Here is a 19,467-nt window from a genome sequence, read left to right on the forward strand (position 1 = left end):
GGCGTGAGGACAAAACGCTCTTGCGTAACCGCAAGGGCAGCACTCGCGCCCTCAGCGTCAAGTAGAGAGGCTCCTTTGCCGCACGAACTTGCGCCGTCTCCCTGTGCCACGAGCGGGCTCAAGGAGGATCACCCAAAACACGACTTTCCACAAGGTAGGGCATGGCGGTCCCGGTAATTGATCTCTTTGCCGGCCCGGGTGGACTCGCGGAGGGATTCGCCTCTCTGCGGGACCACCAGCGCCAGCCATTCTTCGAGATCGGACTTTCCATTGAAAAGGATCCTGTGGCACACCGCACACTCACGCTCAGGGCCCTGTTCAGGCGCCTGCGCGGCACCAGCCATGTAAGGCACTACTACAGCTACCTAAGGGGCGAGATGGACGAAGGCACTTTCCGCGGGATTCCTGCCGTAGCTAGTGCCTTCGTCCAGGCTGCCGCTGAAGCGCGATGCCTGGAACTGGGCAAGTCGGATGAGAGCTGCATCGACAGCGCGATTCGCGCTGCACTGCAAGGACAGGAAACCTGGGTACTCATCGGGGGCCCGCCCTGTCAAGCGTATTCCTTGGCGGGGCGCTCCAGACGCGCCAAGGACAACGACTTTCACAGGGACGAAAAACACTTTCTCTACAAGGAATACCTGAGAATAATTCAAGTGCATCGACCCACCCTCTTCGTGATGGAGAACGTCAAGGGACTGCTCTCATCGAAGCACGCCGGCAACCCGATGTTCGAGAGGATCATTGCGGATCTGTCCATGCCTACCGATGGACTTGAATACGAAATTCGCTCCTTCACCAAGAGGGGTGAGGGCGGTTCGCTGGAACCCGCCGACTACCTTATCCTTTCGGAGCGTTACGGGATTCCGCAAAACAGGCACCGAGTGATACTGCTCGGGGTCAGAAAGGGTCTGGGCATCCCACAGCACAATTTGCTGACACCCGTATCTCCACCGGTCACGGTCGGACACGCCATCGATGATCTTCCGCCAATCCGCAGCAGGCTGTCGCGGGGTGACTCAGTGGAGGCTTGGCGCAATGCTGTCCAAGCTGCGCCTGCCTATGTCAAGGGATGGCGGACGGAAAACGAGTGTGCCATGATCGAGACAATGCGCGTCTTTGGCACTGCCGCGACCAACACCACGAGCGGCGGTGCATTCGTCTCGCGAGACTGCAGAAGGCCGAAGAAGCCGACCCAACTTCAGCGGTGGGTGCATGACCCGAGCTTGAAAGGAGTCTTGCAACATGAAGCACGCGCCCACATGGCATCCGATCTCGCCCGCTACCTGTTCTCGGCCAGCTTTGCTCATTCCACGAGTTATTCCCCACGGCTGAACATCTTTCCTCCCAAGCTGCTTCCCGATCACATCAATGTTCATGGTGAACAGGGATCGGAAGCCATCCCGTTCAACGATCGCTTCCGCGTGCAGTGCAGAAACGAACCCGCCACTACGGTGGTGGCACATATTGCGAAGGACGGGCACTACTATATTCATTATGACCCCACCCAGTGCCGAAGTCTCACGGTAAGGGAGGCTGCACGCCTCCAGACATTCCCTGACAACTATTTCTTTTCGGGCAATCGCACGGATCAGTACACGCAAGTCGGCAACGCAGTGCCCCCCCTACTTGCCCACAGGCTGGCGAGGATCTTGCGCAGCCTCCTAAACGAGATGCACAGGCGAAAAGGGACGCGGACGAACGGCTCTGTCCTGAAGGAGCAAGCGGAACAAGAATGGCGGAAGCTGTCGACAAAGGTTCCGGTGCTTGCCGAAGCGGATCAGCACGTAACCTGACCAATCACCAGAACGTCCTCGTTCCCATGCAGCCACCTCTCGACAGTCTCCGCTGTGCCTTGGACCGAGTGCTTCAAGGCGCACTCCCAGACGACAGCCACGCGCCAGCCAAGTCCGTGAAGCATCTCGGCATGGCGGGAGTCACGGGCAACGTTTTCGTGGAATTTCTGCCGCCAGAACTCCGCATTGGCCTTGGGACTAGCCGTGTAGCGGCAGCCTTCGTGTCGGTGCCAGAAACAACCGTGGACGAACACCACTGCCCGATGCTTGGGGAAGACGAGATCGGGAGAACCGGGCAACGTCGTCACATGAATTCGGTAGCGAAATCCTCTGGCGAAAAGAAGGGCACGAAGCGCCCGTTCCGGCTTGGTGTTCTTGCCGCGAATGCTCGACATCATGCGGCTGCGCTGCGGCGTGGTCGGGACGCGCACTGTCTTGGCTACCTTCCGCTTGGATATCCAGAGAAACAGCAGCCTCGCGCGTCTGCCCGTCGGTGCGAGCGGATAACGGCGGCGAGGCAAGTTTTTCGAGCTTACCATGTGCCTGACTCAGAAGCAGAGTCAAGTGCGGCTGATGGCTCACGATCGGTTTCATTCTCTGAGTGCTGCTTGGCTCTCGGGATCGATGCGGGGCCTTGGTTGCTCGCTTTACACTGCGATTCCCTTTCTGACCGACAACAGCAATTCGGCAGGTGCGGAGGCCCTCTTTCATTTGTCCGGCGAGCCGCCCATGGCAATCATCGTCGGCAATGGCCGAGGCATGACCGACGACGGTTTGCTTGATGCGAAGGGGTCACATGGTCGAACATGAGGAGCTGTCAACAGTGGGGGCTTGCAGGCAAGTTCGATGCAGCCTGTTTCCAGGTTCCAGGATACCGGGCAAGCCCTGCATGGAGAGGGGAATGGGGAACCATGAGCGTGATTTCCGAATTAGCCGTAGCGGCAGTGGACAGTTGCGATCTGCTGGAATATGCCGAGGGCGAGACCGCTTGGAGAACGATCCCCAACTGGGTGCGATTCATGATTTGTCTCGGGGCGGTCTGGTCCGCCGGGCCAAAGGACCGGCGCCGGATCGCGCTTGTGACGACGCCCTGCGATTCGTCAGCCGCCGGGCTGATCTGTCTCGGGGCCATGTGCCGGCGCCTGTCGCTCGCCGATGCGAACGATCAGGCAGCCCATTTCACTCGGATCGAATCGCTGGTCACGGAACGTAACCAAACCGTCGTTCTGAGGAGGCTGGGGGGCAGGCGAGCCCGCTTCGTCGCCGATGGCGAGCAGGAACCGGGGATGGTGTGGGTGCGCCAGTTGGACTCGAGACACTCGACACGCCAGACGATCACGCCCCATACCGCGGGGAACTGGACGGTGGACGGCGAGCCGCCCGTAGGAATTCAGGACGGGCTGGCACTCCCCAAGGCGCCATTGTACGGCGGGATTTCCGGTCTGATGAGCCTTGAGGTGCTGAAGCGCAATCTCTCACTGTCGGATTCCGCGGTGTGCCTCGGCGGACGTTCGCTGGGGCAGGCGGCAGCGCGGGAGATGTTTGCAGGAACCCGCTTTCGCGTGCGTGGAGCCGAGTCCGATCTGGCCACGCTGCTTTCGGTTCATCAGTGGTCGCCGGGTTCCGTGTCCCGCGTTTCCTATTTCAATTCTAGGACAAGGGAACTCGATCGGCAGACGCGCAAGCCGGAACTCGTGGTGACAGAGGGGGACGCCGCTTTTCTCAGGGCACTCGAACAGGAAGAGTTCAGGAATTCGGATATCCTCGCTGTTGTTCCGCGAACGCTCGATCGCGATGCGCTCGAGGCCGTCGGCTCGAAACTGGCGAGCCTTTCGCAGTGGTACCAGCGCGAGGAATTTCCGAAAGTTCCGGCCGGAATGCCGCGAAGCGTCTCGGCAACCGTGATTCGAAAGAGAAACTAACAATGACGGCGACTGCGACGCAGATTTTCGATTTCATCGACCAGAACCCTTCGCTCCTCGTCGAACGGTATGAAATCGACTCGTCTGATTTCTCCGTGTTGCGGCGCGCACTGCGGCAGATGATCATCGCCTTTCAGGAAAGCGATGACATTCACGCCGTCGATTGCGCGGAGCGGTTGCGGATATCCCTATTTGAATGGCTGTCGGCGCCGCTCCCTCTGGATGGCTCGGTCGAGAGTGCGCTGCGTTCGATCGGCGCCCCGGATCAGGTACGGCGACGCTGGGGCAGTGACATCCAATCGCTGCAGGCGGAGTCCCTGTCTGCCGCCGGACGCCTCGCCAAAAGGGAAAGTCCGTTGCGTGTTGTCGTTGCTGAGGTCATCGATGCGCTTCGGCATGCAGGCGAGGATTTCCGGATCTGCTGTCACCGCAACGTGGTGCCAGCCTTTCTTTCTCTTCCCGTGTCGAAACCGATCGAACCGTCGGATTTCCTTCATTCGCTCGGGGACTATCGATCGGCATTGCCATTCGACGTTCTGATAAAGGTCGGGCCGCTGCGCGGAAAGGGCTGGGGATCCGTGCCTGATGCGGTGTTCACCGCCCCCCGATTCCGGACTCTGCGGCAGATCGTGTGGCGCGGGAGTAGCAACGAGGCGGGTTTCGGGTACGACCCAGCGGGGCTTCCGGAAGGGGAAAGCGCGGATGCTGCTGACGACTCTGGGGCACGAGCACGGGCACGGGCCGGTTTGCGCACTGAGACGTTCCATCGCGGCGACGTGTGCCCGACTCTTGTAGAGGGAGTCCATTCGGTGGACGATTTCAGCTTGCTGGCCGAACGGCAGCGATCTGTTGCGGATGGCCACAGGCCTGCAGTTCTGGTTCAGATCGATGATCATCACGGAATTCTTTACCCTCCGCTGTCGAACATCGTCAGCTACAGTCTGAGCGGCAGCATCGACGAGGAAATCATCGACCGGAGGATTCCGGGGGAGACGCTCGCAGAAGGCATGCTGCTGATCATGGCCGTTCTGGACGACGAGCCGAAGGGGGCGGCAGTCCAGTCATCTCACGGGCATTACAGCCGCATCTGGAAGGACCGCCTTCGCGACGAGATGCTCTGGCGAAAGGAAACGCTCGGGCCCCGACTTGCCAGGGCGGGAATCGATCTAGCGAACATCGGCGCGGCCCTTGAACATTGGGCAAGGGAGCCCAGCACGGTGATCCACGCGCCCCAGAAGCGTGCGCATTTCGAGATCCTCGTTCACACGCTGGATGTGCCGATCGACGGGGCGGAGAACGTGGCCGCATGGGCAGCACGTGCATGGAGCGAGATCGCCAGGGGTCGTGGCGAGGCAATTCACGCCGGAAGGGAAGGAAACGAAAGGTCGGAAGACATGCTCATCGAATGGCTGCGCTCCGTTTCGGATGAAATCCGCGAACTGGCAAGGACACGCGCGGGATTCAGCATGCCCGTGCCGAAGGGACCCTCTCTTCACGGAACCGTGATGTTTCACAGGGTCATCTCCATCGACAGGGGTTACAAGGCTCCGGAATCGGAACTCAGGGTGGTTCGCGAGATGGCCGAGTTGGAACGATGGCGCGCATGATCCCGACGTTCTTCGAGGAGAAGACACCACCGGGCGAACGCGACGTCTTCAACATGCTGGCGAGGGCTCCGGACGACTGGGTGGCAATCCATTCTTTGGACCTCGCGCCCTGGAACCGGGGCTTGAGGACCGAAATCGACTTCGTGCTGGTAATCCCCGAAGCGGGAATCCTTTGCATCGAGGTCAAGTCACATGAAGAAATCGCGTTCGAGGACGGCCGCTGGATTCCGAACACAATTTTGCGTTCGCCGTTCAAGCAAGCAGCCGACGGTCGCTTCATCTTTCGGCGGCGACTGATCGAGCTCGTCGAAGGGTTCAAGGCCATCCCTGTCGTGCACATGTGCGTGTTTCCGCGCGCGCGATTCGATCTGCAGCCAAACCTTTCGGTGCAACCATGGGAGCTGATCGACGAGCGTCTCTTCCGCTCGGTTTCGGACGCCGGCGCCTTTTCCGAAGCGCTGGTCGGGCGCGTTAGGGCAGCCATTGCCGCGGACAAGCAGATCAAGCCCTTACGCAATAGGCTTTCGGCGGAGGCTGTGGACAGAATCGTCGCCAGCTGCGTTCCGATCAGGCGGTTCCGCCCGGACGCGAGCGAGGAGATCAGCCGCCGCGAACAGGAAGTTGACCGCCTGCTGCGGGAGCAGCAGAAGCCGGTGCTTCAGCTGGCGGACATGAATTCGCGGCTGGTCGTCACGGGGGCGGCCGGCACGGGGAAGACGCTGATTGCGATGGAATTGGCGCGCCGGAAGGCGCTTGCCGGGAAACGTGTAGCCCTCCTGTGCTTCAACCAGTTGATTGGTGACTGGATCGTGCAGCAGGTCGAATCGATCGAACCGAGATTGCCCAACCTCATTGCGGGTCGTGCGATCAAGGTGATGGCGAACCTTGCCGGGATCCCGATTCCGGAGGCGCCAGACGCCGACTATTGGGAAGTGGAGTTTCCGGCGCAGTTCGAGGCCTCGCTCGCCGACGATGATTTGAGGGCAGCCGCCACTTTCGATGTCCTGATCGTGGACGAGGCCCAAGACATTCTCTCTAGGCCGGTACTGTGGTCGTCTCTGAAGCGGCTCGTCGCCGGAGGTTTCGAACACGGAGAATTTGCGCTGTTCGGCGACTTTTCGCATCAGGTCCTTGGGATGCGCGAATCTATGGAGGCAGAGTTGAAGTCGCTGCAAGCAATCGCCCGGCCGACCAGATGGATGTTGATGGAGAACTGCAGGAACTACCGAATCATCGGCGAAACGGCTGTGCGCCTGAGCGGCATGCAGGGGGAAGTGTATTCCGGATTCATGCGCACAGGCGGTCATCGGTCTTACGACATCGCGTTCTATTCCAGCGGGGACGAACAGCTTGCCGAGGCGAAGAGAGTGATCCTGGAATTTCGTGCTGGTGGCTACAAGGACCGGGAAATCGCGATACTGACGGGGTCGGCCCGCTGCCAGAAGCTCGTTGATCGCCTGTGCAACGATGGCATCAGGGTTGCGCCTGCTTGGCAGACTTCGCGCCGAATCGTGCAGTCGTCGGTGCATGCCTTCAAGGGCATGGAGCGCAAGGCGGTCATTCTAACCGACCTTGAAATTGGCGCTGGCGACTCCCGCAGAGACCTATTCTACATCGGGATGACCCGCGCTACCGACTCCCTCCGTGTTCTCTGCAGCACGGAATTTCAGGCGCAACTTCTGCAGTGGCTTGGCCTTGGGGAGAAACAATGAACGAACGTCCGGAGTTGATGGAATGGATTCGAGGCGAGATCGTCGGTCCTTCGCGATGGCTCAGGGACTTTTCGATCGCAGCGTTCAAAGAGCGCGAATTCTACGATGGCGATTCGAAACGCAAGGGTCCCCTGGCATGGAGGCCGCAGGCGGAATCGGCGCCCGAGGAGGTACTCTACTACGAGCGGGAAACCCCGCACCGGAAATACGGCGCGGGACTGCTGCATCCAGCAGGCGTTCCGATGGCGGCGGTCACGGAGGACGATCCGCAGGCGATGCAGGCTGCCGCCGCCGGTGACACGCAAGGCGTTGATATCGAGGAAGCGGAAAGCGACGTCGCGGGAGACGAAGGTGCCAGCACCGAAGACGAGGGTGCCAGCCAAGTGGCCGGCTCAGACGACTTCGACGTCAGCAGTCCGGACGTCCGGCATCCGTCGACCCTTGGGGTATCGTTCTGTGCGCGCTTCGGGGATTCGGGCAAGCTTGTGATTTGTTTGCCGAGGGAGCGGACGTTTGCGTGGCAAGCGTCAGGCAGCCCGCCGTTTGCACTGAATGGCCGCTACGAGAAATGCATTCGTCGCCTAGCCGACGGCGGGTCGCAGCCAGCGTGGCGCCGGCAGCCAGCCACTCCGGAAGGCTGCCGGCCAAGCATCGGCGCGGACGCCTTGGTCGATGGCAGGAAGATTTCCGTTCCGGTCGCAGGTGTTCCCGGATCGCCGTTGAAGCTGCTAATCGAGGCGTATCCACGGAGACTGGCCGACAACGCTTGGCTGATCACGGTCGTGCTCAGAAACGTGTCGGAGCTCGCGCCCGACCAGGAACCTCGGGAATGCATTCTCTACCAGACACATTTCGAGGTGGCGCTCGAAGGCGGACTTTTCGAGAAGTATCCCGAGAGCCAACGGCCGTTCCATGACCTTGACGAGGAAGAAAAGTCGCTGGCACTGCTTTATCGGGAATCGGCGACTTGGGGCATCGGCCATGGCTGCGCCGCCGGCTGGGAGGCCCCGCCGGGCTGCGTTCCCGATTTCCTGCGTGCCGACGTGTTTCCGGCAACGGAACTCCCGAGCGTCACCGCCGACATCCGGGATGCCGCAGGCAATCCGCTCGAACTTTCCATGCGGCTGCTGTCCGGGCTCTCCGATGACGGCCAGGGGCCCGCGTGGAATGCCATCGACAATCTGGCGGCGCGGTACCTCGAGTGGATCGGGAAGCGGCGAGAGGATGCCGATGCGCTTCCGCCGCACCTCCGCGAGGTGGCTTTCGCGCACCTCGCCCGGTGCTCCGAATGCCATAAGAGGATTTCCGCCGGGATAGCCCTGCTGAGGGACAATTCGACGGTTCGCCGGGCTTTTCGGCTGGCAAACGAGGCGATGTTGTTGCAGCAGGTGGCGACCAAGCGCCTTTCGCGACGCGCCCTGTCCTGGGACCCTGTCGGGAGAGCCGTTTTTCCCCTCGGCGCTTTCGAGTCGCCGGCCACAATCGTTAACGAACGTCGCGAAGGTTCGCGCGTCGGCTCGTGGCGAGCGTTCCAGATTGCCTTTCTGCTGATGTCGCTCCGGGGCGTGGCCGATGGCCGTTCACCGGACAGGGAACTGGTCGACCTGATCTGGTTTCCGACGGGTGGCGGCAAGACGGAAGCCTATCTGGGTGTCCTTGCGCTATATCTGTTCCACGAGCGCTTCCTGATGATCGGGCGGCCCGGTGAGCTGCGCGACGGGACCAACGCGTTCATGCGCTACACGCTCCGGATGCTGACCACGCAGCAGTTCCAGCGTGCCGCAGCGCTGATATGCGCGATGGAAGTGCTTCGTCGCCGTGAATCTGAAGTCTCCCCCGCAACCATGCCGGGATCCAGGTTTTCGGTGGGACTCTGGATCGGCTCCGAAGGTTCGCCGAACAGCAACGTCGAAGCACGGACGGCAATCCGGCGCTATCGTGAGGAGGCCGAATCCGGCAACCCCATGGTGCTGACTGAATGTCCGTGGTGCAGAGCGGAGATCGGGCGCCTCGACGGGTCCGCGCCGAGAGGGCTGAGGGCAGCGGCATGGAGAGACCTGCGCGTCCGGGGCATTTCGGATACCCAACTGGGGCCGCGCCTGCATTGCACGGATCCGGCGTGCGATTTCGGAACGGCCGATGAGCGAAAGTGGCTTCCGGTAGAGGTGATCGACGAACGCATATACGCCAATCCTCCATCGCTGGTGATCGCGACTGCCGACAAGTTCGCGATGATCGCCTACCGTCCGAAGGCCGGGGCGCTGTTCGGAAACCGCGTGGACAATGATGGCGTAGCGGCTGAACGGATTCCGCCCGGGCTGATCATCCAGGACGAACTGCACCTGATTTCGGGGCCGCTCGGAACAATGTATGCGCTCTACGAAGGCATCGTCGAGCGTCTGTGCTCGGTCAACAGCCGCACCGGGATGATCCGGCCGAAACTGATCGCTTCCACGGCCACGATTCGCGGCGCGGAGTCGCAGGTCAACGCGCTTTACGACCGTCGCGAAACGCGCCTGTTTCCGAGCCCCGGCCTCACGATGGGCGATTCGTTCTTCGGAACCTATGCGCGTCACGAGGATGGCAAACTCAAAAATGGGCGCATGTATCTCGGAGTTCACGCCAGCGATTACGGATCCATTCTCACGACCCAGGTCCGGCTCTTCTCTTCCGCATGCTTCCGGCCGCAGGCGCTCGCCAGCGAGATGCGCGATCCCTGGTGGACGCTTCTGGTGTTCTACAACAGCATCCGCGAACTGGGGGGCGCGAAGACCCTGTTCGACTCGGATATCCGTTCGCGCCTCAAGTTCATGTTCAACCGCGAAGGCATTTCAGGGGAGTCGCGGAGAAACCTGCGGATCGTCGAAGAGCTGACAAGTCGCCTCTCGCAGTCCGAAATTGTGAGGATGATGGACCGCCTTTCCGTGCCGTATGCAGAGGGCCATGCGGAGGTCGTCGACGCCTGCCTTGCCTCGAACATCATCGAGGTCGGTGTCGACATCGATCGTCTTTCAGTGATGGGGGTCGTCGGACAGCCCAAGACGACCGCACAGTACATTCAGGTGACCGGCCGGGTGGGGCGCCGCTGGGACGAGCGTCCTGGCCTGATCTTGACCGTCTACAGCCCGGCGAAGAGCCGGGACCGTTCGCACTTCGAGCAGTTCTACAGCTATCACGCCCGACTCTACGAGCGCGTCGAGCCGACGACGGCGACGCCGTTCTCGGTGTCTGCGATTCAGCGCGGCCTTCCGGGCGCGCTTCTGGCTTGGGCGAGGCAGCGTGCCTCCGATGACGTGGGACGCTCGGACGTTTATGGACCGCTGCTCGACGAAGGACTGCAGCTTCTTTCGGATCGATGCCGGGCCGTCCAGCCGGCGGAGGACGTCGAACGCTCGCTTGCCGAACTCGAACGGGTGGGCAGGCTTCTGCAGTCAAAGTGGGCAAGGAATCCGCAACAGTGGGAGGAATTTCCGCCGCGCGTCAACGGCGAGTACTTGATGCTCTGGCCGGGGCAATTTGCCACCCGCCTGCAAAAGGACCGCGGCGTCACGGTTGCCAGCAGCATGCGGCAGGTCGACGGCAGCGCCGAATTGCGGATCACGCCCGTATAGCCACGGGAGGCCGATCAAAATTCATGTGAGGAAGAGATTCAATGGGCGGAAAACAGATCAGGATCGGGCAGCTGATAGCGCCGTTCGGACCGGGCAGCATCTATACCGATCGCCGTGGGGTGCCGCATGTCGTCTGCGGACTGGATCACTGGTTTCACCGATACGATGATGCAAGAGGCTTTCTGGCCTGCGAGGACATTTCTGAATTTCAGCGTTTCGAACCGCGGCTTGCGGCGCTGCTGCACGTCCACCAGTTCCGGTCGCCGCCGGATTTTCGCACCGTGCGCAGGGGAGACCAAGCGCCTCCGAATGCTTTGCTGACGGTTCCGGCCGTCAGGTTCCCTAGCTGGTACCGACATACAACCACCGGCCGCATGAAAAAATTCAACTTGGATGCGGGGAGAATTCCGCCCGCCCAAGGCGGCGGGCGCTGGCAGCCGGTGCGCTTTGTTTCCGTTTGCGAGGGCGGGCATCTCAACGAGTTTCCGTGGAAAGACTGGATCGGTTGTACCTGCCCGAACGACGACGGTCTTCATCTCTTCGATTTTGGCGGGTCCGAACTCAGCAGCATCCGGGTGAGCTGCGACAGTTGCCCCGAGGGATCTCCGGGGCGCAAGGGGAAGTCGTTGTCGGGAACGACGGTGCGGCCGAATCCGGCCGAGCAGAAACCGACTGCCTTCGAAAAGGAGGCCATAAGATGCCCCGGCGAGCGCCCGTGGCTGGGGAGCGAGGCAACCGAAGAAAGCTGCTCGTACCCGCTCGTTGCGGCGCTCATCAACCAGACCAACATTTATTTCCCTCGGACCGTATCGGCGATTCTGCTGCCTGATCTTGCCGAGGCCGATGACGAAATCGTCGCGCTGCGGAACGAAATCATCAACGATCCGGCGTGCGGGACGGTAAAGACACTGTGGAAAATCCAGAAGACATTCGCTGTTTCGGTCATGCGCGATTCCCTCGGGAAACGCGGCATGAGAGTCGACGATGCGGTCATTGAAAGGGCGCTAGAGAACGTTTTTGACAATCCCGCAGGCGCCTCGCAGCAGGATATCAAGCCGGCGGCACCCGAATCCGAACTGCTCGCGTTTCGCCGTTCGGAGTTCAATATGCTTCGACGCAGTATCAACGATCCCGACCATGTTCCGGATCTGAGGGTCATCAATGCAGCCGTCCCCGCCGATCTGGGCCCTTGGATCGCGAAGGTCAATCTTGTCGAGCGACTGAGGGAGACGCGGGTCTTTTTTGGATTTGACCGTCTGGAACCGAACCGGAATCCACTGCCCGACATGCCCGAGTCGGCTGCGAAGCAGCTCTTCAGATCGCCGCCGCAGGACCCGCTTGAAATGTGGCTCCCGGCCGTTGAGGTCTTCGGCGAGGGCATCTACATCGAGCTGGCCGAGGAAGGGATCGCCGCTTGGCAGCAGCAGAATGCCGAATGGTTGGGGCACCGGCTCGACGACGGCTTTCTGGTCCGTGTGCAGGGCGTCTATCAGACACTGCCTCCGGCTGGCGAAATCAATCGGGACTGGGCATCGCGCTATCTCCTCGTCCATAGCCTCGCGCATGTCCTGATCAATCAGTTTGTCTTCGAGTGCGGCTACAGCACCGCCGCACTTCGCGAACGACTTTTCGTCTCCTCAGATGCGGTCGCACCGATGGCGAGCTTCATGATCTACACTGCTGCAGGCGATGCGGAAGGCACGCTCGGCGGGCTGGTGAGGCTCGCTCGGCCGGAGAGCCTGTCGCCGCTGATCAGGCGCGCCCTTGCGCGGGCATCGTGGTGTTCGGCCGACCCCGTGTGTTCCGAGAAAATGGGGGGACAAGGATCACAGCTCGCCAATCTTGCAGCCTGCCATGCCTGCATCCTGCTGCCGGAAACATCATGCGAGACGATCAATCACGGTCTCGATCGGGCGATGGTGGTGGGTACCCCGGACAATCGGGGTGTTGGATTCATGTTCGGGCTGATCAGTGCCTTCTCTTGGTGAAATGAGGCAGCACCGTTTACGACGAGTCCTGCCCACACGACACATGGGATCCCTCTGAGCCTGCAGATGCTCCGAGGCTGCCGATGAACAACATGGAACGACTCTATCAGATCGACCAGATTCTCGGCGCGCGCCACTGTGTCACCCGCAAGGAGTTGCAGGAACGTCTCGGCGTCTCCTGGGCCACGCTCAAGCGCGACCTGGCCTACATGCGAGACCGCCTGAACGCGCCGATCCGCTTCGACCGCAACCTCGGCGGCTACCGCTTCGAGAAGGCCGGACAGCGGGTCGGCGCGCACTATGAGCTGCCCGGGCTGTGGTTCAGCGCCGAGGAAATTCATGCGCTGCTGACCATGCATCATCTCCTGTCGACCCTCGACACCGGCGGCCTGCTCGGGCCGCAGATCCGGCCCCTGCTCGCCCGTCTCACCGGCCTGCTCGGCAGCGCCGACAATCCGGCCGAGGAGGTGCAGCGCCGCATCCGCATCCAGACGGTCGGTGCGCGCGAATTGCACCTGGACCACTTCCAGAGCGTCGGCTCCGCCCTGCTGCGGCGAAAACGCCTGCTGATCCGCTACCATGCGCGCGGCACCGACGAGGTGACGGAACGCGAGGTCTCGCCGCAGCGCCTCCATCGCCACCGCGGCAACTGGTACCTCGACGCCTGGTGCCATCTGCGGGACGGCCTGCGCGCGTTCTCGGTCGACGCCATCGAGCACGCGGAGATCCTCGACACGCGCGCCCTGGATGTCGCCGGCGAGCGCCTCGACGAAGTGCTGGGATCGGGCTACGGCGTTTTCTCGGGCGAGCGCATCGCCTGGGCGGTGTTGCGATTCACGCCGGAACGGGCGCGCTGGGTCGCCACCGAGCGCTGGCACCAGGACCAAGAGGGCGCGTTCGTCGCGGACGGCAGCTACGAGTTGCGCGTGCCCTACGCCGACGACCGCGAGCTGGTCATGGACATCATGAAGTACGGCAGCGACTGCGAGGTCGTCGGGCCGGAGGCGCTCAGGGTACGGGTGGCTGCCGAGTTCGCGGCGGCGCTGGCGCGCTACGGAAACCAGGACCGGCCGGGGCATCGCGGTCGCGCCAATCCGCGGCTTCACGCCGCTGTCTCGGCCGAGCCGCCACGCTTGGCCGTGCGCGCTGCTTTCCACCCCACATCGAGTGGCCTCGCGCGCGCGGTGAAATGCCCTTGGGGATCGAGTCGGCCGTGCTCGACCGGCACGGCTTTGTGCTCCTCGGCGCCTGCTCTGCCGCTGCGCGGGTCAGCACGGGCGATCCTGCGGTTGGGGAAGTGCGGCAGTTCGAACCGACTGCCACATGGCCGCCACATCGCCTGCACGCTGCTGCCGGCGCGCCAGTGCTTCGCAAGGCTCGGACGGCTACCATGGCTCAGGCGTTGCCATGCCGTAGGGCGCGGATGCCCATCGAGATGAACAGCGCCATGGGTACCGAGCAGGCCGCCACGTTCGTTGGCGGCTTGGGTCGGATGAAAATCAGCTTACTACCCGGGGGAACGCGAACTCTCGACCCCAAGGTGAAGTTGAGATCACGAAAAGCGGATCAGGCTGCCATTCGATACGGCATGCCATCGGTCCAGTGATCGTGCATGTAGCCATTGTTGCGCAACAGGCTCGTTATCGTCTGCTCGCTGACGTCGAACTCGGCGGCGGCTTCTTCGATGGCGTAGGAAGAGAAATCACCGTTCAGGAAAGACGTCAATGAATCGATGGGGCAAAGAAACTCTGCGGCGAAAGCGCGCTGGTACTTCTGACGGAAAGTCCATAGGTCCGTTGATACAAGCCAACGCAATTCGTCAGCCGCGGGACGGAGGTACTCGCCCAGGAAACGTGCCAACTCGAAGCGTTTCCCGCCAGGGTTGCGTTTGCGCGGAACGAACTTCAACCGGTGATCGTTCGTCGGTATCGCCACCGCGACTGGCGACCGTCCAACCGGCACCGAGTATTTGGCAGCAGCTTCACTGCTCATGCCAAGCAGGTCATGCAGACTGCGGTCGGGAACTGGGCCTCTGACATTGCCAATCTTGTTGCGAAGCGCACGAGCGTCATGAACCGCGCGCTCCCAGGGTGCGCCATAGTCGAGGTGATCGATGCTGCCAGGCGCGACATCGGGGCTGCCAACAATGCCGTCGGCGCTGGCCAGCTGCCCAATCAGCGCCAAATCCGGGGTGGCTCCCGACGCTGCAATCGCCGGTGCCAGCTCTGACAGTGCCGCGTCTCCGACCTTGCTCTCCCACTGCAGTGCCGCGTCCAGCGCTTGCTCCGGGCACTCCTCGGGATCAAATCCCAGTTCGGCCTCCAGCTTCCGCCGGCGGACCGCCTCGGGGTCGGCCAAGTCTTCCTGCACGAGAGCCCACAGGTGCGCCAGATTCGACCCAGCGAGCCCCTTGGCATCCAGGCGGGCCAGCACGCTGCATATGAAGCGCTCGACGCTCTGCCGAAAGCCGGTCAACGTGATCATTTTCGGTACCTCCAGCGCTTGCAGGTACTGCACCGACTGCTCCGGCATCATCGACGTCCCGGCCCACACGTGAATCGCCTCACCATCCGGGATGAAGATGACGCGCGGCCATACGAAGCCGTGATTGGCTGCACCGAGTTCATGGACCATACGCCAGTCATGGCGAGGCTGCTGCGTTGGCCGGGGCTCATGGTTGAGGCGCCACCACGAACTCGCAAACCACATGGCCAGCGGGTAGGCAGAGACAAAGACGTTGTCACGCACGGTCTCCGCCCAGATGTCCTGGTTCCGAGTCAGGCTGATGTTGTCGACATACATCTCGACACAGGCTGCCGTGGCCATGACTTCCGGTTCCCCGGATACTGATGCCATCCACTTTGCGTTGATGCGTAGCTCAGCCATTGAGGCACCGCCAGCGACGAATGACTTCCAGCGACAGCGGATCAGTCTCAGGCATGGGGTACCCGTGATAGGTCCCCAAGTCCGGGCTTTCAAGCTGCGCTTCCACGGCAAGACCGTCGTCAGTGACTGCCCAGACGTTCTTCGGCCAATCGCCAACCATCCGGTCGCTGACAAGGCCCTTGCGCAGTCCCGCGCGAAGCAGCGCTTCAGCTTCGTTGCGCTGGAAAATCCTGGCGAAATCGCACAGCGATTTCCCTTGTCTTGGATCGGAAGGTGGAACGAGCCCAAAATCGCCGGGGTTCTTCTTGTGCTCCGGGTTGCCGCCATAGCGAGCGCGACTGGCCAACGCCCGGAGTTCAGCCACGCGAACCTCCACCTCAGCGGGCGAGAGTAGTTTGCGCTTGGGATTGAACTGGGCGTAGCGACGCTTCATCGTGTTCAGGGGAGACAAGTACCGCCGTTGAGTCTACCAGCCCATTCGATGGTACTGGCCAAAATGGACCGGTAGTTCGCGTTCGTCATCCGGGAACGCCAACGGTCAGGCCATTCAAGCTGACAGCGACAGCAATCCGTTCGACTTCAGCCATGCATCCTCGCCACCGCCAACGACTGCCCTGGCCGAAAAGCAGGCCGACCCACTACAGCGCCGAGCGGCCGGTCACCGACCGCCGCCATCCTACACCCAGTGGCCGCTTCCTGCACAGGAGCGGTCGGGAGGTCGAAAGAATCCGCAGATCAGCCCTATGACGGCTTCTGACCGGTCGCTCGCGGCCAACCTCGGCTCGCCGTGAACAGGCACCGGAGCCCAAGGACCGGATGTTGTATCGGATTTCTGCAAACGCGCCTGGCCCCTGCGTTGCCTCCCGTCCTGTGCGACGATGTCAGGCGGCGGGCTCACAGCAAGGCGATGACCGAGTCCGCGGATCACTCGAGGACTGCCATGAACAACATGGAACGTATTTACCAGATCGACCAGATTCTCGGCGCGCGCCACTGCGTCACCCGTGCGGAGTTGCTGGAACGTCTCGGCGTCTCCTGGGCCACGCTCAAGCGCGACCTCGCCTACATGCGCGATCGCCTGAACGCGCCGATCCGCTTCGACCGCAACCTCGGCGGCTACCGCTTCGAAAAGGCCGGACAGCGGGTCGGCGCGCACTATGAGTTGCCCGGCCTGTGGTTCAGCGCCGAGGAAATCCATGCGCTGCTGACCATGCACCATCTCCTGTCGAACCTCGACACCGGCGGCCTCCTCGGGCCGCAGATCCAGCCCCTGCTCGCCCGTCTCGCCGGCCTGCTCGGCAGCGCCGACAACCCGGCCGAGGAAGTGCAGCGCCGCATCCGCATCCAGACGGTTGGTGCGCGCGAATTGCACCTCGACCACTTCCAGAGCGTCGGCTCAGCCCTGCTGCGGCGAAAGCGCCTGCTCATCCGCTACCATGCGCGCGGCACCGACGAGGTGACGGAACGCGAGGTGTCGCCGCAACGCCTCCATCACCACCGCGGGAACTGGTACCTCGACGCCTGGTGCCATCTGCGGGACGGCCTGCGCGCCTTCTCGGTCGACGCCATCGAACACGCCGAGATCCTCGACACACGCGCCCTGGATGTCGCCGATGAGCGCCTCGACGAAGTGCTGGGATCGGGCTACGGCGTCTTCTCGGGCGAGTGCATCGCCTGGGCGGCATTGCGCTTCACGCCGGAACGGGCGCGCTGGGTCGCTTGCGAGCGCTGGCACGCGGATCAGGAGGGCGAGTTTCTCGCGGACGGCCGCTACGAGCTGCGCGTGCCCTACGCCGACGACCGCGAGTTGATCATGGACATCCTGAAATACGGCAGCGACTGCGAGGTCGTCGGGCCGGAAACGCTCAGGGCGCGGGTGGCGGCCGAGTTCGCGGCTGGGCTGGCACGTTACGAAAGCACGGCCTGATCGCCTGCGCAACTGTTCCTCGGCGCCGCGCGCGGTACGATTCGTCCGCGGCTGATCCTGCACGGGTGATCGGTGTCGACGCTGCGGGCCGTTCTCTGGTTGATGCCCGCTCGGGCAGAGGCCCCGGGCCGCTTGCCGAGGGCCGTGCCGACCGACCGGGTGGCGAGACGGGCGGTGCGGCGATTGCCGCGTGCCGAACGATTCACTCGACGCAGCGGCGCGCCCTTGGGCAGCAGCAGCGACGACGCAATCGATGGCGCCAGTGGTCGGTAATGCAGATGGAGGGGGCCTGTTCGGCTGCAGCGGTCGATCGGCCGCGGACCGGAAGATGCGCGCACGCGACAGGAAAGAGCCCGCCGTCCGGCGGGCTCTTCGTCTTCGGACCGTCCTTCAGCGGCGGGCGCGGTAGCCGACCTGCCCGGGCACCGGCTAGGACGCTTCCTTGACCTCGGGAACCTTCCAGCTGCCATCGAGGATCGACGGCGCCTGTTCCTTCGGCCAGTACAGACGCATCATCAGGACAAAGTCACCCTTCGGTGCCGGCAGCCAGTTCGCTTCCTTGTCCTTGCCCGGCGATTCGTTCTGGATGTAGAGATCGACCGATCCGTCTGCGTTCGCCTTGAGCTTGCTGCGCTGGCTGAGGGTGTAGCGATTCAGCTTGTTGTCGACGAAGAAGTAGTCCGCGTCGTACATCGTCAGCGACCAGAAGCCGTTCACCGGGGGCGTCTGGCCCTTGTCGAAGTGCAGGACGTACTTCTTCTCGCCGTTGTACTTGGCGGCAATGTCCGGTCCCGTCGAGGTCGGATAGACGGCATCTTCGGGCCGGTTGGCGCCGAGGCCGATCGCGGTGATGAGCGCACGCTGCACGTAATTCGTGCCGTAGAGGCCGGTCTTCGTCGTGAACAGCCAGCCGTTTTCGAGCTTCATGTCGCCCGCCACGATGCCGGCTTTCATCCAGTCCATGATCAGGTCCTGGGCCGGCTTGGGCGCCCCGGCGAGGCCCTTGGCGACGGCCGGATCGAGCTTGGCGACGTCGAAATCCTGCCCCGGGACGATGCCGATCTTGGCCAGCTTGGCCAGCACCGGGGCATCTTCAGCGGCCGCGGGATTGGTCTTGAGCAGTTCCGCGAAGAGCTTGAAGTAGGCGGTGGCATCGAGCGCATTGACCTGCTCGCGCACGGCGGTCTTCATGTCGATGGCCGGGTCGACCGTGCCGGCGGGCGGCGTGTAGGGCTTCCCATAGGCCGACAACGGCACGACCGAGATCTTGTCCTGCAACGCGTGAACCGCCTTGTAGTCCTCGGGGGTGCCGGTGCTGTAGATGCGCCCGAGAATCCAGACCAGGCCCGTCGGCGCCTTGTACTCGGTCACGCCAGCGGGCAATTCGCCCGACCAGCCCGGTCCGGTGATGGCGTAGGTCTGCGCCTTCGTGCCGGTCGTCCGCTTGCCCGGCACCTGGAACACGTTGGTCCAGCCGTCGAGCATCGGGAAGAGGAAGTAGCGGTCCTTCATGTCCGGCAGGCTCAGGATCCAGGGTTCCTTGGACACGTCGATCCAGGTGGTCGTGTAGAGCGTGTCGGCGTTCGGCGCCGTGACATCGCGGTACGAGGCGTCGGGATAGCTGCGCATCCGGACGAAGTGCCCCATCGGCGCGCGCGAGCCTTGCGGCGCCTCCACGTTGGTCATGATGCGTCGCGTCATCTCCATCGTGACCAGCGGATAGGCGTAGACGTAGCTCTCGATGGCGATCACCCGTGCTTCGGCTTCCTTCGCCGCCGCTTCGACCGCCTTCGCTTCGGCCTCGAGCTTTGCCTTGGCTTCCGCAGCAACGCGGTCGACCTGGGGTTCCGCCTGCTTGCCGCAGGCACCGAGCAGGACAAGGGAAAGCACGGTCAGCCCGATCGAGGCACACTTCAGCCCCTTGCTTGTGGGTTGTTCATACATGGTGGAATCTCCTTGTTGGTCTTGGAGGCGCAAAGCTACCACGACAGGTCATGTCGTCGCCACTGGTTGGCTCCGAG

11 protein-coding genes and 1 pseudogene are annotated in these 19,467 nt (G+C 62.6%); 8 read left to right on the top strand and 4 right to left on the bottom strand.

Annotated features, from left to right (window positions below):
- Positions 1-161 precede the first annotated feature (161 nt).
- A complete protein-coding gene (locus tag HT579_21645; GenBank protein ID QKS31302.1) occupies positions 162-1,793 on the top strand; it encodes a DNA cytosine methyltransferase in 1,632 nt (543 codons plus the stop codon).
- On the opposite strand, the gene vsr is transcribed toward HT579_21645, so the two are convergent.
- Positions 1,778-2,332, bottom strand: coding sequence for a DNA mismatch endonuclease Vsr (gene vsr / locus HT579_21650; GenBank protein ID QKS31303.1), 555 nt, complete (start codon positions 2,330-2,332; stop codon positions 1,778-1,780). The two genes, HT579_21645 and vsr, sit on opposite strands and share 16 nt — an antisense overlap.
- A 372-nt stretch (positions 2,333-2,704) precedes the next feature.
- Between vsr and HT579_21655 the strand changes: the two genes are divergently transcribed.
- From HT579_21655 to HT579_21680, 6 genes and pseudogenes are all read left to right on the top strand, one after another.
- Positions 2,705-3,715, top strand: a complete 1,011-nt coding sequence (locus HT579_21655) for a hypothetical protein (protein ID QKS31304.1) — start codon at positions 2,705-2,707, stop codon at positions 3,713-3,715.
- Positions 3,716-3,717: 2 nt separating this feature from the next.
- Complete coding sequence (locus HT579_21660; protein QKS31305.1) at positions 3,718-5,322, top strand: hypothetical protein; 1,605 nt, start codon at positions 3,718-3,720, stop codon at positions 5,320-5,322.
- The gene (locus HT579_21665; protein ID QKS31306.1) at positions 5,310-7,034 is read left to right on the top strand and encodes an NERD domain-containing protein; all 1,725 of its coding nucleotides are present in this window, start codon (positions 5,310-5,312) and stop codon (positions 7,032-7,034) included. The genes HT579_21660 and HT579_21665 overlap by 13 nt, the downstream gene beginning before the upstream one ends.
- Positions 7,031-10,645, top strand: coding sequence for a hypothetical protein (locus tag HT579_21670; GenBank protein ID QKS31307.1), 3,615 nt, complete (start codon positions 7,031-7,033; stop codon positions 10,643-10,645). Before HT579_21665 ends, HT579_21670 begins: the two co-directional genes overlap by 4 nt.
- Positions 10,646-10,686: 41 nt before the next feature.
- A complete protein-coding gene (locus tag HT579_21675; protein ID QKS31308.1) occupies positions 10,687-12,633 on the top strand; it encodes a DUF1998 domain-containing protein in 1,947 nt (648 codons plus the stop codon).
- A gap of 83 nt (positions 12,634-12,716) precedes the next feature.
- Positions 12,717-13,688 (top strand): annotated as a pseudogene (locus HT579_21680) (WYL domain-containing protein).
- A gap of 511 nt (positions 13,689-14,199) precedes the next feature.
- On the opposite strand, the gene HT579_21685 reads toward HT579_21680, so the two are convergent.
- The gene (locus HT579_21685) at positions 14,200-15,519 is read right to left on the bottom strand and encodes a hypothetical protein (GenBank protein QKS31309.1); all 1,320 of its coding nucleotides are present in this window, start codon (positions 15,517-15,519) and stop codon (positions 14,200-14,202) included.
- Positions 15,512-15,952 (bottom strand): hypothetical protein, encoded by a 441-nt coding sequence (locus tag HT579_21690; protein ID QKS31310.1) that lies wholly within the window; start codon positions 15,950-15,952, stop codon positions 15,512-15,514. The genes HT579_21685 and HT579_21690 overlap by 8 nt, the downstream gene beginning before the upstream one ends.
- A gap of 507 nt (positions 15,953-16,459) precedes the next feature.
- Here HT579_21690 and HT579_21695 point away from each other — a divergent pair.
- Positions 16,460-17,446, top strand: coding sequence for a WYL domain-containing protein (locus HT579_21695; protein ID QKS31311.1), 987 nt, complete (start codon positions 16,460-16,462; stop codon positions 17,444-17,446).
- 429 nt (positions 17,447-17,875) lie between these two features.
- Here HT579_21695 and HT579_21700 read toward each other — a convergent pair whose 3' ends face one another.
- Positions 17,876-19,390 carry a DUF1254 domain-containing protein gene (locus tag HT579_21700; GenBank protein ID QKS31312.1) on the bottom strand — a complete coding sequence of 505 codons (1,515 nt, stop codon included), beginning with the start codon at positions 19,388-19,390 and terminating at the stop codon, positions 17,876-17,878.
- Positions 19,391-19,467: the final 77 nt, after the last annotated feature.

Origin of the sequence: Candidatus Accumulibacter similis (genome assembly GCA_013347225.1) — a bacterium.
Classification (GTDB): Bacteria; Pseudomonadota; Gammaproteobacteria; order Burkholderiales; family Rhodocyclaceae; genus Accumulibacter; species Accumulibacter similis.